Here is a 14,805-nt window from a genome sequence, read left to right on the forward strand (position 1 = left end):
GACGTATTTCAGACTTCCAGGGTCCGCGGCAGGCGGAAAACCGATACCGGGAGACAATTGATGGCTCGAATTACCCTTCGCCAGTTGCTTGATCACGCTGCTGAGAACGACTACGGCGTTCCCGCATTCAACATCAACAACATGGAGCAGGCTCTTGCGATCATGGCGGCGGCAGATCAGACAGATTCGCCCGTCATCATCCAGGCTTCCCGCGGCGCGCGTGCCTACGCCCACGACGTGATGCTGAAGCACATGATGGACGCCGTCGTCGAGATCTACCCGCATATCCCGGTCTGCGTTCACCTGGACCACGGCAACGCGCCGCAGACCTGCATGACCGCAATCCAGGCTGGCTTCACATCGGTGATGATGGACGGGTCCCTGGAAGCGGACGGCAAGACCCCGGCCAACTGGGACTACAATGTCGGCGTCACCAAGACGGTTACGGACATGGCGCATCTCGGCGGCATCTCAGTTGAAGGCGAACTCGGCGTGCTCGGCTCGCTCGAGACCGGCATGGGCGACAAGGAAGACGGTCACGGCGCCGAGGGCAAGCTCAGCCACGACCAGCTGCTGACCGACCCCGCCGAAGCGGTCAAGTTTGTCCAGGAAACCAAGGTCGATGCGCTTGCGATTGCCATGGGCACCAGCCACGGCGCCTACAAGTTCACGCGTCAGCCGGACGGCGAAATCCTGGCCATGCACGTGATCGAGGAAATCCACCGGCGCCTGCCGGACACCCATCTGGTGATGCACGGCTCTTCATCCGTGCCGCAGGATCTGCAGGACATCATCAACCAGTATGGCGGTGAAATGCCCCAGACCTGGGGCGTGCCGGTGGAGGAGATCCAGCGCGGCATCAAGAACGGTGTCCGCAAGATCAACATCGACACCGACAACCGCATGGCGCTGACCGGCCAGATCCGCCGCGTGCTGAGTGAAAACCCGGGTGAATTCGACCCGCGCAAATACCTGAAGCCGGCCCGTGAAGCGATGCAGAAGCTCTGCGTGGAGCGTCTGGAAGCCTTCAACACGGCCGGTCAGGCCGCGAAGATAACCAAGATCATCACGCTCTCCGACATGGCTGCACGCTACGCTGACGGAAGTCTCGACCCGAAAATCGGCTAGAGCATCGGGCGATAAGTCTGCATCATTTGACCGTATCTCCTTTGTCTGCTGAGGAGGCGGATTGCGCGCCGTGGTGTTTCCCACCACAAGTGCGATCCAACGATGTCAGCGGGCAAAGGAGACCGGCCCTTCGGGTGATGGAAAGCAGCCCATCGGCAGCGTTGCGCCGCTTGCCCGATACACCGCATCGCTCTGCGCGACGCGCCTTGCCGAATGAGCTGCTTGCCAACATCAAATTGTGCAGACTTACCGCCCGATGCTCTAACGCACCGGTTTTCACCGCCGAGATCGGTGTTTTGTTGAAAGAGGGGCCTTGCGTCCCTCTTTCGCCGTCTTTAGGTGATGGATCCGATGACAAGAACTATTCCTTCAGGATCCGACACGTGAACCGACCCCGCCTTTTTCTCGTAACGCCGCCCCAGTTCGATGCCGATGACATGGCATCGCAAATCGAACAGGCGTTTACCGGCGGCGATATCGCGTGCGTCCTGATTTACATGCCCGGTGCAAGCACCAAGGCCGTGCAGGAGGCCGCGGACAAGCTGGTCCCTGTCATCCAGGCAGGCGGCGCTGCCGCCCTCGTCTACCGGGACACCCAGGCAGCCGGACGCAGCAATGCCGACGGTGTTCACGTCGACACCTCCCTTGAAGACGTCAGGCTTGCCGTGGAGAGTTTCCAGCCCGAGCGGATCGTCGGCACGGGCGGAACCAAGCTCAAGCATGACGCGATGGAGTGGGCGGAAACCGGTGTCGACTACCTGTTTTTCGGCAAGCTCGACCTGGAGGAGCGCGACAAGGCGCACGAGAAAACCCTTGCCGGGGCTGCCTGGTGGGCCGAACTCTTCGAAACGCCCTGTGTCGCGCTGGCGGGCAACACGCTCGACACCTTGCCCGAAGTTGCCGCGACCGGTGCGGATTTCGTCGCCCTGAAGGATGCGGTTTGGCGGTCAGAAGCGGCCATATCCGAGGTTGTCGCCAAGGCCAACGACATTCTGGAAGCGCACCCGTTCCCGGAGGTGCAATAGACGGCAAGCGCCGTCTGCTGAACACGGAGTTGCAACGATGCTGAAGCAAAGCGCCCGTCCCTGCCGTTTTCAGATCGCCATCTGCGCGCTCGCAGGCGCGCTCCTGCCCTTGTTGCCGGTCACGTCTTCCCGAGCCCAGGAAAAAAGCCCGGAGGCGGAAACGGAACTGGTGGTTGTCACCGAACCTGCCGTCATCGACATCACGACACGCGAAAAGACACTCTTTGGCATCATCGACGCCGGGCCGCCCGACCTTGACGACACGACCGAGGTCACGGCTGACATGGCCTATTCCGCCTTTCAACGTGGCTGGTTCCTGACCGCGCTCGGGCTGGCAACACCGCTTGCCGAGCAGGGCGACAAGGCGGCCCAGGCGCTTCTCGGCGTGCTGCACGAAAAGGGGCTGGGCATCCGGCTGGACAAGTCCAAGGCAGCCGACTGGTATGCGCTGGCCGCCGCTGCCGGGGACAATGGCTCGGCCTTGCAGCTGGCGCAGTTCTACCTCCTCGGAACAGGCGTGGAGGCAGACAAGGCAAAGGCGGCGGATCTGTTCGAACAGGCGGCCGATGCCGGAAACGCCTCGGCGCTCTACAACCTGGCCGTCCTCTACCAGGAAGGTGAAGGACGGCCGTTCAACGAGGAAAAGGCCCGTGAACTTCTGGAAGAGGCAGCCCGCAAGAACGATCCGGAAGCTCAATATTCGCTTGGCCTGTCCTACCTGGAATCGCAGACCGGCCTGAATGACCCGGGCCAGGGCGCATTCTGGCTGGGACGTGCCGCCCGCCGCGGGCACACGTCCGCGCAGGTCTACTACGGAATCCTGAGGCATCAGGGCAAGGGTGTCGATCCGAACGAAGCCGAGGCTGCCGACTGGTTCGAGAGAGCTGCAATCGCCGGCAATCCGGTCGCCATGAACCGTCTGGCAAGGATCTACGCTTACGGCCGCGGGCGGGAACAGGATTTCACGGCAGCCGCAGGCTGGCATCTGGCGGCGCGCTCGAACGGCGTGCCCGACTTCAATCTGGACCGGATCGTCGAAACGCTCGATGAAAAGACGATGGCGGATGCGCGCACACTGGCCGAACAGCACACAACGACGCTGCTCGCGCCGAGCGAAGATCCGGCAGCGGAATCCCCGTAAATCGTCCCAGAGTGGGTCAAACCTAGGAGAAATTGCCTTTTTCCCTTGAATCCCGCCCGCTTTTGTGGTGGACAGTCGCGAGCAATTTCTGGCCCTTCGGCGATCCGCCGGAGACCGCACTGCTCCAGATCCTAACAATTCATAAAATCGGTCGTTCCATGAAAATCAACGGTAACGAAATCAAGCCCGGCAATGTGCTTCAGCATCAGGACACCCTTTGGGCGGTCGTCAAGGTCCAGCATGTGAAACCCGGCAAGGGCGGAGCCTTCGCACAGGTCGAGATGAAGAACCTGATCGACGGCCGCAAACTCAACGAGCGCTTCCGCTCGGAAGACAAGGTCGAACGCGTCCGCCTGGAACAAAAGGACTTTCAGTACCTTTACACCCAGGACGACATGCTGATCTTCATGGACACCGAAACCTACGAACAGCTCGAGCTGCAAGCGGAGTTTGTCGGCGATCGCGCCGCCTTTCTTCAGGACGGCATGATGGTCACCGTGGAACTGCATGAGGAACGCCCCATCGGCATCACGCTGCCGCAGCACGTGACGCTCGAAATCAGCGAAGCGGACGCGGTCGTCAAAGGTCAGACCCAGTCTTCTTCCTACAAGCCGGCCCTGATGGAAAACGGCGTCCGTGTCATGGTTCCCCCCTTCATCACAGCCGGGGAAAAGATCATCGTCGACACGGGAACGCTGGAATACGTTCGCCGCGCTGAATAGGCGCGTGACGAGCACCTTTTTTGTGAACACCAATTCTGGCGCGCCCGGCTTCCTCGGGCGCGGCCCAACAACAAGTGACAATCCATGGCCCGCACAGCAATCCTCAACGTGATGGTACAAGCCGCAATCAAGGCCGGACGCAGTCTGGTTCGCGACTTCGGCGAAGTTGAAAACCTGCAGGTGTCCCGCAAGGGACCCGGGGATTTCGTTTCCGCCGCCGACCGCCGCGCCGAGGAAATCCTGAGTGGCGAACTGACCAAGGCACGCCCGACTTACGGTCTCGTCATGGAGGAGAGCGGCGTCGTGGAAGGCACCGACGGCCAGCATCGCTGGCACATCGACCCTCTCGACGGCACCACGAATTTTCTCCACGGCATTCCGATCTTTTCGGTTTCCATTGCGCTCGAACGGGCGGGGGAAATCGTCGCGGGCGTCATCTTCAATCCGGTCATGGACGAACTCTACACCGCCGAGCGCGGACGCGGTGCCTTTCTCAATGACCGGCGCCTGAGGGTCGCCGGACGCACCGAACTTCCGGAAATGCTGATCGGCATGGGTCTTCCCTTCATCGGCAAGGGCGATCATGGCCGCGCCCTGCGCGAACTGCGCCATGTCATGCCGGAAGTGTCCGGTGTCCGCCGCGCCGGTGCCGCATCGCTCGATCTCGCCTGGACCGCATCCGGACGGCTCGATGCCTACTGGGAACACAATCTGAATTCGTGGGATATTGCCGCTGGTATCCTGATGGTGCGCGAAGCCGGGGGGTTCGTGAGCGACCTGCAGGGCAAGAACAAGATGCTGGAAACCGGCGACGTTCTCGTCGGCAACGAATATGCCCACCGGCTTCTTCTGCGTTTGCTGAAGCAGGCAGAAACCGCAGCCTGACTTTCGTTCGCGAATTGGACAGCTAAGCTTGAACCGCTCTAAATCGCACGCGCTTTCATGAGCGCGGCAAGACCCGGTTAGCGGAAATTTGGGATTGAAGACGAGGCGCCGCCTGAATGGTCGGCGCCTTTCGATCCTCAGCCCCCTGGCTATTTGGTCTGCATACCTGCGACCATTTTCAGGACCTGCCTTCGCGGCATGAGCGGCGTCATCCAGTTCAGCATGAAGGACAGGCGCTGTTCGTTTATGGCGATCAACTCACCCTTCATCATTGCATCATAGCCGCACTTGGCAACGGAAGCCGGCGTCGCGCCCTTCTGCCTTGCCAGCCCAGTGCCGCCCAGATCCGCCGTTGCCACGAACTCCGTTTCGACGAGACCCGGACACAGGGCCGTGGACGTGATCCCGTCCTTGCGCATTTCCTGGTCAATCGCCTGGCTGAACGACGTCACGAATGCTTTCGTTGCGAAATAGACCGCCTGATAGGGTCCCGGAATAAAGCTGGCCGTTGAAGAAACATGCAGCATCCGGCCGCCGTTCCGGCGCTTCATGTCATTGCCGAAGTGATGGCTGAGTGTCACCAGCGCCGATATGTTCAGATCGATCATGGCCTGGTCCTTGGCAAGGTCACGATCGAGAAAGGCACCGTGCCCCCCGAACCCGGCATTGTTGATCAGGATGTCAACGTCGATGCCCTGCGCCTTGACCGTTTCGTAGAGCGCTGTCGCCTGCGCCGGTGATCCGACATCCTGTGCGACAACCGTGACTGTCACGCCGTGGGCGCTTTCAAGTTCGCTCTTCAGGGCCTCCAGCGGTTCCTGCCGCCGCGCCACAATGACAAGATCTCCGCCGCGTCTGGCGTGGTAGCGCGCGAATTCCATCCCGATGCCGGAAGACGCTCCGGTAATCAGTGCAGTGTGCGACATGACGTGCTCCTTTGAAAGTCAACAACTGTTGACGAAGCAGATAGGGTGAGGAAAACGAAAAGTCAACGCTTGTTGACAAAAATGTTCCCGGCGTCTAGTTGGGACCCATGAGCAAATCCAGTTCCACCAAGGAAAAACTTGTTGCCGCGGCCCGGGAGTTGTTCTGGACACGCGGCTACTCGAACGTCTCGGTCCGTGACATCACGGGTAAAGCGGGCGTGGATGCCGCGCTCGTGTCCCGCTATTTCGGCGGCAAGCAGGGGCTCTTCGAGGCAACCCTGGCCGAGATTCCGCCGTGGGAGGCGCTGACTGCCGAACCGGACGCGGTTCTGAAGAAGGCAGCCGAAAGCTTCGCGCACCCGTTTGATCCCGTGACGGATGCCACGAATGTGTTCACGATGCTCCTGGCCAATGTCATCGATCCGGAAATGGGCGGCATGATCCGCGGGCTGGTGCAGACGAAACTGGCCGACCCGCTGACAGAGAGGATCAACGGGCCGGAAGCGCGAGAGCGCGCGGCCCTGCTGCTCGCCGTCCTGTTCGGCATTGCGCTGATGCGCAAGAACTTCCAGCTTGAGGGTCTGGCCGACAAGTCACCCGAACAGCTTCAGGCGGAGATCATCCGGCTCGGCCGTGTCGCACTGGAGGTTACTGGGCAGGCGTGAACCCGGCGACAGGTTTGTCGGTTTCACGCCGCCTCTTTGGCAAGCGCCAGCAGCTTCCTGGAGAACTTCGCAGTCTTGCCGCCGCCCGGCAAGGACGCTAGACAGGTGAGCGTTTCCGGCCGCTCCGGGACGGTGCCCGCATCCACGTGAAGCTCGTAGTAGAGTTCCAGCATGCCTCCGATGTCCCGCGGACATTGTTCGGGTGGAAAATCAAGGATCAGACCTATCGCCTCGCGCACGTGTCCCGCAGCACCCCTCCCGGCCATCACGGCAAGTCCCTTTGTCCAGCGCGCCGTCGGCAAGGCACCTGACACGAGGAAAGCCCTGACAGCCGCGGCAAAGTCACGGGTCGCAAGACGCCCGCCCAACAGGGTCTCCACCGCAGCTTCAGCCGCGAGCGAGGTGACCGACTTGTCCTCCACCGCCATGTAGTAGGCCAAGATACCTGCGCCCAGCGGACGGATGTCCGGACCCGGACGGAAAAAGGGTTCGAGATAGGCGCGCGTATGATTGTCGCTCAGCTTCTGCCAGACATCCTGGTCGAGGAGCCCTTGCCGGAAAAACAGATCGGGCGCATTCGGCCGGACGAGCGACGCCCAGGCGACGTCGGCAAAGGATCTGCCGCTATGGCGAAGCATGTAAGGCGTCTGTGCTTCCCGTCGGGGCATGATCGACCGCCAGCCTCCGCCCTCTCCTTCGATCGCCGGCATGATCGGAACCGCCACGTCCACCCAGAAATAGGCGCCGCACTTGCTGTCCTTGCGAACAACATCAAGCGCCACCTCCGCCGGGACACCGCATTCCGGAAAGGATTTTCCGAACAGCCCGGCAACGCGTTTGTCTTCCCGGACCGGCCGGCGCGCGCACCACGCAGCGGCCCACAGGTCCGGCGTCGGTCCGACCTCGACATCCTGGCCCAGGGCATAGGCGAATGCGCGCCCCGGCTCGGAGTTCAGGTCGTGATTTTTGATCGGAACCGGCGTTTGCGTCTCAAGGCGCAGGAGCGCAAGCGTCAGGTCGGCAGGCCCCGGCGAGACACCCGCGGCTGAATAGTGCTGCAGTCTCTGTGACAGGTCTGCTGCTGAAATCATGCCGCTGCTGCCGCCCGGCAGCGAAAGCAGCGGGACGGACACACCGCTCAGAACCCGGTCGAGCATTTCGCCGTTCCGGTCAAGGTGGAGGGACTGCAACCCGGTATCCTCGACAAGAGACGCGCTTTCACGCCCGCCCTCGTCGCCTGTCAGGGAACCAATCGGCCGGCCTTCGCAAAGTCCGCGCCCGGTCAGCGCAAGCACCACCCGCACGCCAACACCGCCCGGCTTCGCCCAGATCTGTTTTGCCCGTTTCTTCAGCGGCGACAGGAGCGTCTCGCTCCCGCGCAATTCGGCACCGAACCGTGAGATCCCGTCAATGGCGCGCTCGACATCAAGAGGGTCGCGCGGCGTTTCAAGCACCGAAAGGTAAAGCGACAGCGCTTCAGCGGGGGTTCCGACCGGAGTAATTGCGACGGCCTGCGCTGGCGCGCAATGGACTGGCGCCGCGCCGTCACCCGGCCGAGCCGTACTCCCGGCCATGTCGGCAATCCGGCTCCGAAGGGACGGCACCATCAGATCCACATAGTCAGCGAGAAGTGCCTGCAGGTGTGCTTCATCGCCCTTACCCAGTTTCCCGACAAGATCAAGAGCAGCGGTCTGAACCCCGGCGTCTTCCGACACCAGCGCCAGCGCCGCTGCCTCCAGAGCCGCGGAGCGGACACCTTCGTCACGCGCGGCCGCCCGTTCAACAAGCTTCAGGGCGGCCAGAACAGACCCCTTGGAGCGCGCCTGCAGCGCAGGTGCCAGGCCTGCGAGCAGTGTCCCGGCGTCCAGAGGTGACGACGTGTCCGCCACCTTGACGAATTTCAGCGCGAAAGACACCGTCGGCGGAACGGAAGAGGACAGAAGCCCGAGATAGCGCCCGGACCGCGCGGCGATCTCCTCCTTCGTTGGTGCCAGCGCCGTATGGAAGCGCGAGTACCAGCCCGCGCGATATTGGCCGAAGTCCCGCTCAAGGGCGTCAAGCGAGGCATCAAGCAGCCTCTGGCGGTCAAGCCGGCCGGCTTCCGCGTAACCGATCAGCCGGTCGGACCATGTCGGCGTGCCCTGTTTTGCGAACTTGTCATGATTGGCAAGACTGAACTCGCCCCCACCCTCGACTTCGAAGAAGCGCCAGACGTCCCTGGAAAGCAGAACCTCTTCATCGGCTCCCCAACGCTCGTGCCATATGCCGTAATAGCCGAGGATGATGCCGTCGCTTTCCGGTCTGTTTGCAAGGCCCGCCTGCCAGAGCGGGGCCGCATTGCCGATGGCATGCGGATTTTGTTCGACGAGATGGTCGACGAGGCCCTGCGCGAAATCCAGTTCCAGAACCCTGAAAACATCCTGGATCGGCACCGATGCCGGAACGGGAACGAAGCCCAGTTTCTTCAGTTCCGAAAGGGTCGCCGTCGCGAAGAGGCCAATGATGACCGCATCACGGTCACGCGGTTTTGTGCCCTTGTCCCCGCGCTGCTCGAACCCGAACAGCACATGGTCCGAATAGAGCTTCGCGACCGCCTTTGCATGCGGTCGCCTGTCGGCCTGCGGGATCGCGGCCAGGCTCTCAAGCGCGGTACGCGCCTTTTTCGTCGTAAGGATCGAAATCAGTTCGTCTTCACGCATGCCGACCTCTCAAGCTGCATTTCAACCGCCAGCACATGCTTGCAGGGCCCTCTTTGACGGCCATGTTTGGCAAACCAGGCACAGGTGCAGCGCCAGCCATCTCCGTCCCGCTCGACTGTGTGGACAACGTCACGGCTCATGACGCTCGCCGCAGATTGACCCAGTGTGACCGCACCGGTGTCACAAAGCGCTTGCGCTGCCTTAAGCCGCGGATTGAGCTCGTCCAGCGGCGCGAGATCAAACGGCAGAACCCGGTGGAAATAGCCGCCCTGGCCGAGATCGAAACCGACGAGGCCTCTGGCTGCGAGCTCGGCAAGCGCGCTCTCGACGGTGTCCGCGTCAAGTCCGGTCGCGGATGCCAGTGTTGCGATATCGATCCTGTCCTGCCAGTTGAGCTGGGCACGGACCGCTGCAACCGCGTTGACCGAGGACGCTGCCAGGCCCGACAGGGTGCCGCCGTCACCGGAAAATCCGCGCCAGGGTTCCGCGTTCAGGACCAGCCAGAAGCGCTGGCTTCCGAAATCGAGCGACCATGCGCTTGCCCCTGTCGCCGGCGCGCTGAAAACCTCCAGGCCATTGGAGCGGCTGATCATTGTTTCCAGGATCCGCAGCCGGTGACCGCCACGCAGCATGACCGCACCTTCGACCAGGCGGGACGACAGTCTGGCGACACCTCCGCTCGCGCTCACCCACTGGACGCTGTCGTCCTTGCCGCGCGGCAAGGCACGAAGGAAACGCTGTGCGGCAACGCGCGGCAGATGAAAGAAAGGCCGCATCTGCGCCTGGACAACCTGGACTTCGGAAAATCCCCTGATCCAGCGCAACGGCAGCGGCACTTTGCGCTCGACAATGGTCTTGGCGTCACGCGTGATACCGACGCCGTCCACCTCGATGTCGAGGTGGAATTCTGCCTCCCGGCCGACATTCGCCAGCGCGCCCCGCAAATCGGCCCCGAAATCGACATTCGTTGTCCCGTTGCTGGCGTGGCTGACATCCAGTGCACCCGGCATCAGATCCATCCTGGCATAGACGCTGCAGCAAGCCGAAAAACCTTCGAAGCGCACCGCTCCAGGACTGACGGTTGCCACGGGATCGGCCTCACGCAGGATCCTTGTGAGCATGGCGGGCGGAACATAATAGCGTGCGGCCACCGTTTCGGAGACGGCGCGCAGCCCCTTGGCGGTGACATCGGGGTAAAGCACGCGAGCACTCAGGAACCGTCCGGAGGTCGACGGCGAAACACCGCAATCGGATGCCAGGGACAACCGGGCTTCTTCCGCATTCGCCAGGAACCCGGAAGCTGCCGAATATCGGTAGGTTTTGTCGGTCGCGGGCAATGGAGGGGACCCCGTCAAACAAAAATGCAAGTCGCAGTCTTGTGACGCATTTCAATTAAAACGGGATAAAAATAAATCCTAACAATTGTCATAAGTTCCAAGGGGTCGCGCGCCGGCGAACCTGTTCGAACGGCAGCCGTTGCCGTTCATGAGCCCATGTTTCAACGAAGACGCGGACCACACCCCGGACGGACCGCCGTGCGTACAGCGACGCTGGCCGAGATTTCTCTTAACTTTCAGATGGCTTACGCTAAGCTTGTCCAAACAGCGTCTTTGCTGCAGCGCGCGAAAAGGCCGTCACGGCGGTTATCGTCGAACCGCCGGGTCTTCAGACACGGCAGGCCCGGCCGCGCACGCGGCAACATTTGCGGGGATGAGTGCAATGGGTTGGCTTCGCTCTCTGGTGACGGGTCTGTCTGTTCCCTGTCTCATGCTCGGGCTCCTGTTCTTCGCCGCTTCACTGACCCCTTCCCTTATTCCGCGTGGCCCGCTGGTCCAGGGCATCCTTGGCGGCATCGTCATCGCGCTCGGCTACCTGTTGGGCAAGATCGTCGACCTGGTCTGGCGGGCTGCGGACCTGCCGCGTCTGCGCGGCAAGGCCGCCTTGAGCGCCAATCTCGTGCTCGCCGCGGCCACGCTCCTGTTCATTCTCTGGACCGCAACATCCAGTCTGAAATGGCAGAACGAACTGCGGGTCAAGATGGGTCTCGAACCCGCGGAAGCTCAACATCTCGTGACGATACTGGTCAGTGCAACGCTCACCTTTGTCGTCGCCTACCTGATCGGTGCGCTCGTTGTTGCCCTGTTCCGCTGGATCCGGTCGCGCTTCTACCGCTTCATGCCGGCGCGCCGGGCCAATGTTCTCGGTGTTGTCGCGGTGATCCTGATCCTGTTCGTGGTGACGCGCGACGGCATTCTCGATCGTGTCGTGACCGGTCTTGACGAAAGCTACGAGACGGCGCAACAGCTCTTTGACGCGGCCCCGCCGCCACCGGATGATCCGCGCCAGACGGGATCCTCCGCCTCGCGGGTCGATTGGGCCGCCATGGGCAAGCCCGGGCGTGATTTCGTGCTGTCCGGACCGGACAGGGAAGCGATCTCCGCCTTCACCGGCAAACCGGCCATGGATCCGATCCGGGTCTATGTCGGCCGCGCGAACGCAGAGACGCCGGAAGACCGGGCAAAGCTCGCGCTTGAGGAACTCAAGCGGCTCAACGCCTTCGAGCGTGAGGTCCTGATCGTCACCAGTCCGACCGGGACCGGATGGATGGATCCGGGGTCCCATGATCCGCTCGAATACATGCACAACGGCAACATCGCGACGGTCAGCGCCCAGTACTCCTACCTGCAGTCGCCCCTTGCGCTGATCCTGGAAACGCGGACAGGTCTGGACCAGGCGACCGCCCTTCTGGAAGTCGTGCACGACCATTGGAAGACCTTGCCGAAGGACAGCCGCCCGAGGCTCTACGCCCATGGCCTCAGTCTGGGAGCCTGGTCCTCCATGTACGGCACCAACCTGTTCCGCATGGTCGGTGATCCGATTGACGGCGCGTTCTGGGCCGGCCCGCCATTTCCCTCCGATCTCTGGAATTACGTGCAGAACGCGCGCAATCCGGGCACGCCATGGGTGTTGCCGGAGATCGGAGACGGCTCGCTCGTGCGCTACGCTTCCCATTACGCCGACGCGTCGGAAGCGCCCGCCGGCTGGGGCGGCATGCGCATCGTTTTCCTGCAGTATTCAAGCGATCCGATCGTCTTCTACGATCCTTTCTCGCTCTGGCGCGCACCGCCCTGGATGAACGATCCGCCGGCCCCGGACGCATCAGAGCATCTCACCTTCATTCCGGTCGTCACCCAGTTCCAGCTCGCGCTCGACATGGCGCTGGCTTTCGGAGCGCCGCCCGGACACGGCCATGCCTACTATGCACAGGACTATATCGAGCCCTGGGTCCAGGTGACCGCGCCCGAAGGCTGGACGGATGCGGACACGCAACGCCTGAAGGCCCATTGCGACCTCGGGTTCCAGAACGGCTGTTCCAACTGATCTTAGGTCGATGCCCATCCACGGGCACCGAATCGGGTGTCCGCCGCGCGCGGAGGCACGCAGCGGGGCTTCGCGCCGAATGCGAGGGAATCCAAGCTTTCCAGACATTATTGAGCCCCGACGGCGATAAGAGGTTTCCAAGGTGTTAAAAATCACGCTATCAAGGGGTTACCTCTGAAACAGGCGATTGATTGCGCAATATGGCCCGTGAATTTGACCCTTACAGTCTGTCCAGCCCGAGGGCGTATCTGACCTTCATGATCATCTTCCTGGTGATCGTCGCCTTCATCGCCTTCATCCTGTTTCCGCAGATTTCCGTCGCCTTCATGAGCAATCCCGGCCTGAACGGGCTCATCGTGCTGGTGGGCGTGTTCGGCGTGCTTTTGCTGTTCGGCAGGGTCATCCGGCTGTTTCCGGAAATTTCCTGGGTGAACAGTTTCCGGATGGGCGATCCGGCGCTCGACACCCGTTCGCCCGTTCTGCTTGCACCGATGGCGGCCCTGCTCGGCAACAAGGCCGGAGACATGGCGCTGACGCCGACGACGGCGCGCTCCATTCTCGATTCCATCGGCATGCGCCTGGAGGAATCCCGCGAGATGTCGCGCTACCTCACCGGCCTGCTCGTCTTCCTCGGTCTGCTCGGCACCTTCTGGGGCCTGCTCCAGACCGTGAGTTCGGTCGGCGCGACCATCCAGTCGCTCGACGTCGGTTCGGGTGATGCCAACGTGATCTTCGAGGATCTCAAGGCCGGTCTGGAAGCCCCCCTTTCCGGCATGGGCACCGCGTTTTCATCCTCACTCTTCGGCCTCACCGGATCCCTTGTCCTGGGCTTTCTCGACCTGCAGGCGGGCCAGGCCCAGAACCGGTTCTACAACGAACTTGAGGACTGGCTTTCGACCGTCACCGACATCGATCCCGAAGACGGTCTCTTCAATGCACCCGATGCGCCGGGTGTCGAACAGATACAGGCCTCGATCCAGACACTTCAGAAAAGCGTCGAGGACGGCGGCGGCAAGAACGCGGCGCAGGCCATGGCCAATCTCGCCGAAGGCATCCAAGGGCTGGTCAAGCATGTCCGCTCCGAACAGCAGATGATGCGGGACTGGGCGGAAGCACAGGGCGAACAGCAGAAACGCATCGAAGGGCTGCTGACGTCGATCTCAGCCGCGTTCGATCGCGCGAAGGAGTAAGATCCGATGGCCGCAGGATTGCGCGCCCGGCGCCGCGCCCAGACAACGGATTACTGGCCCGGCTTCGTCGATGCGATGGCAACCCTCCTGCTTGTCATCATCTTCCTCCTGTCGATTTTCATGATCGCGCAGTTCTTCCTGTCGCAGCAGCTGTCCGGGCGCGATACGGTGCTCAACAGGCTGAATGCCCAGATCAGCGAACTGACGGAACTTCTTGCGCTGGAACGCGCAGCCTCCGGCGAACTGGAAGACACGATCCTCGGCCTGCAGGCGAGCCTTTCCGATGCCGAAACGGAACAGAGCCGATTGCTGGGGCTTCTGGAAAGCAGTTCGGGCGCCGCCGACGCCGCCGGCGGGAGGGCCGCACAGCTGGAAAACCTTCTGGACGACGAGCGCCAGGTCAGCCAGGAGGCCCTTGCCCAGGTCGAACTGCTGAACCAGCAGATCGCCGCGCTCCGGCGGCAGATCGCGGCGGCCAACGCCGCTCTCGAAGCCTCCGAGGCCAAGGAAGCGGACAGCCAGGCCAAGATTGCAAGTCTCGGCCGCCGGCTGAACGCGGCCCTCGTCCAGCGCGTTCAGGAACTGTCGCGCTACCGGTCCGACTTCTTCGGACGTCTGCGGGAAATCCTGTCGCAACGGTCCGACATCTCCGTGGTCGGTGACCGCTTCGTGTTCCAGTCCGAGGTCCTGTTTGATTCCGGCTCCGAGGACATCAACCCGGCCGGTGAACAGGAACTCGAAAAGCTGGCGGAAGCCATTCAGGAACTCAGCGCACAGATCCCCGACGAGATCAACTGGGTCCTCCGGGTCGACGGGCACACGGACGCCCGCCCCCTGTCCGGCACCGGACGCCTACGCAACAACTGGGAGCTGTCGGCGGCCCGTGCGATTTCCGTCGTGCGCTATCTGATCGAAAAAGGCGTTGACCCAAAACGTCTGGTCGCCGCCGGTTTCGGTGAATTCCAGCCTCTGGAAGAGGGAGAGGAGCCCGAGGTCCTCGCAAGGAACCGCCGCATCGAACTGAAGCTCACGGAGCGCTGACC

General features: G+C 62.3%; 12 protein-coding genes. 9 read left to right on the forward strand and 3 right to left on the reverse strand.

The features are described 5' to 3' along the window. Window positions 1-60: 60 nt before the first annotated feature. From fba to ACO07N_RS03995, 5 genes are all read left to right on the forward strand, one after another. Entirely contained in the window at window positions 61-1,128 is a 1,068-nt protein-coding gene (gene fba, locus ACO07N_RS03975) for a class II fructose-bisphosphate aldolase (protein ID WP_421979784.1), read from the forward strand. Window positions 1,129-1,511: 383 nt separating this feature from the next. Continuing rightward, window positions 1,512-2,153 (forward strand): thiamine phosphate synthase, encoded by a 642-nt coding sequence (locus ACO07N_RS03980; RefSeq protein WP_421979785.1) that lies wholly within the window; start codon window positions 1,512-1,514, stop codon window positions 2,151-2,153. A gap of 37 nt (window positions 2,154-2,190) precedes the next feature. After that, complete coding sequence (locus tag ACO07N_RS03985; RefSeq protein ID WP_421979786.1) at window positions 2,191-3,294, forward strand: tetratricopeptide repeat protein; 1,104 nt, start codon at window positions 2,191-2,193, stop codon at window positions 3,292-3,294. A gap of 158 nt (window positions 3,295-3,452) precedes the next feature. Continuing rightward, complete coding sequence (gene efp, locus ACO07N_RS03990) at window positions 3,453-4,016, forward strand: elongation factor P (protein WP_421979787.1); 564 nt, start codon at window positions 3,453-3,455, stop codon at window positions 4,014-4,016. Between the two features lie 84 nt (window positions 4,017-4,100). Then, a complete protein-coding gene (locus tag ACO07N_RS03995) occupies window positions 4,101-4,901 on the forward strand; it encodes an inositol monophosphatase family protein (RefSeq protein WP_306144252.1) in 801 nt (266 codons plus the stop codon). 149 nt (window positions 4,902-5,050) lie between these two features. Here ACO07N_RS03995 and ACO07N_RS04000 read toward each other — a convergent pair whose 3' ends face one another. Next, entirely contained in the window at window positions 5,051-5,827 is a 777-nt protein-coding gene (locus tag ACO07N_RS04000) for an SDR family NAD(P)-dependent oxidoreductase (RefSeq protein WP_421979788.1), read from the reverse strand. A 107-nt stretch (window positions 5,828-5,934) separates the two neighbouring features. On the opposite strand from ACO07N_RS04000, the gene ACO07N_RS04005 reads away from it, so the two are divergent. Further along, window positions 5,935-6,492: a TetR family transcriptional regulator gene (locus ACO07N_RS04005; protein ID WP_421979789.1), complete on the forward strand. Its 558-nt coding sequence runs from the start codon at window positions 5,935-5,937 to the stop codon at window positions 6,490-6,492. Between the two features lie 23 nt (window positions 6,493-6,515). Here the strand turns inward: ACO07N_RS04005 and ACO07N_RS04010 are convergent, their stop codons facing one another. Both ACO07N_RS04010 and ACO07N_RS04015 read right to left on the reverse strand, forming a co-directional pair. Further along, window positions 6,516-9,191 carry a DUF6493 family protein gene (locus tag ACO07N_RS04010; protein ID WP_421979790.1) on the reverse strand — a complete coding sequence of 892 codons (2,676 nt, stop codon included), beginning with the start codon at window positions 9,189-9,191 and terminating at the stop codon, window positions 6,516-6,518. Continuing rightward, the gene (locus tag ACO07N_RS04015; protein ID WP_421979791.1) at window positions 9,173-10,528 is read right to left on the reverse strand and encodes an SWIM zinc finger family protein; all 1,356 of its coding nucleotides are present in this window, start codon (window positions 10,526-10,528) and stop codon (window positions 9,173-9,175) included. Before ACO07N_RS04015 ends, ACO07N_RS04010 begins: the two co-directional genes overlap by 19 nt. Before the next feature lie 382 nt (window positions 10,529-10,910). Here ACO07N_RS04015 and ACO07N_RS04020 point away from each other — a divergent pair, with 382 nt between their 5' ends. The 3 genes from ACO07N_RS04020 (at window position 10,911) to ACO07N_RS04030 (ending at window position 14,803) form a co-directional block, all read left to right on the forward strand. Next, window positions 10,911-12,572, forward strand: coding sequence for an alpha/beta hydrolase (locus ACO07N_RS04020; RefSeq protein WP_421979792.1), 1,662 nt, complete (start codon window positions 10,911-10,913; stop codon window positions 12,570-12,572). 200 nt (window positions 12,573-12,772) lie between these two features. Further along, the gene (locus ACO07N_RS04025) at window positions 12,773-13,762 is read left to right on the forward strand and encodes a flagellar motor protein MotA (protein ID WP_421979793.1); all 990 of its coding nucleotides are present in this window, start codon (window positions 12,773-12,775) and stop codon (window positions 13,760-13,762) included. Between the two features lie 6 nt (window positions 13,763-13,768). Further along, window positions 13,769-14,803: a peptidoglycan -binding protein gene (locus tag ACO07N_RS04030; protein WP_319384130.1), complete on the forward strand. Its 1,035-nt coding sequence runs from the start codon at window positions 13,769-13,771 to the stop codon at window positions 14,801-14,803. Window positions 14,804-14,805: the final 2 nt, after the last annotated feature.

Source organism: Roseibium sp. (assembly GCF_965229775.1).
Lineage (GTDB): Bacteria > Pseudomonadota > Alphaproteobacteria > Rhizobiales > Stappiaceae > Roseibium.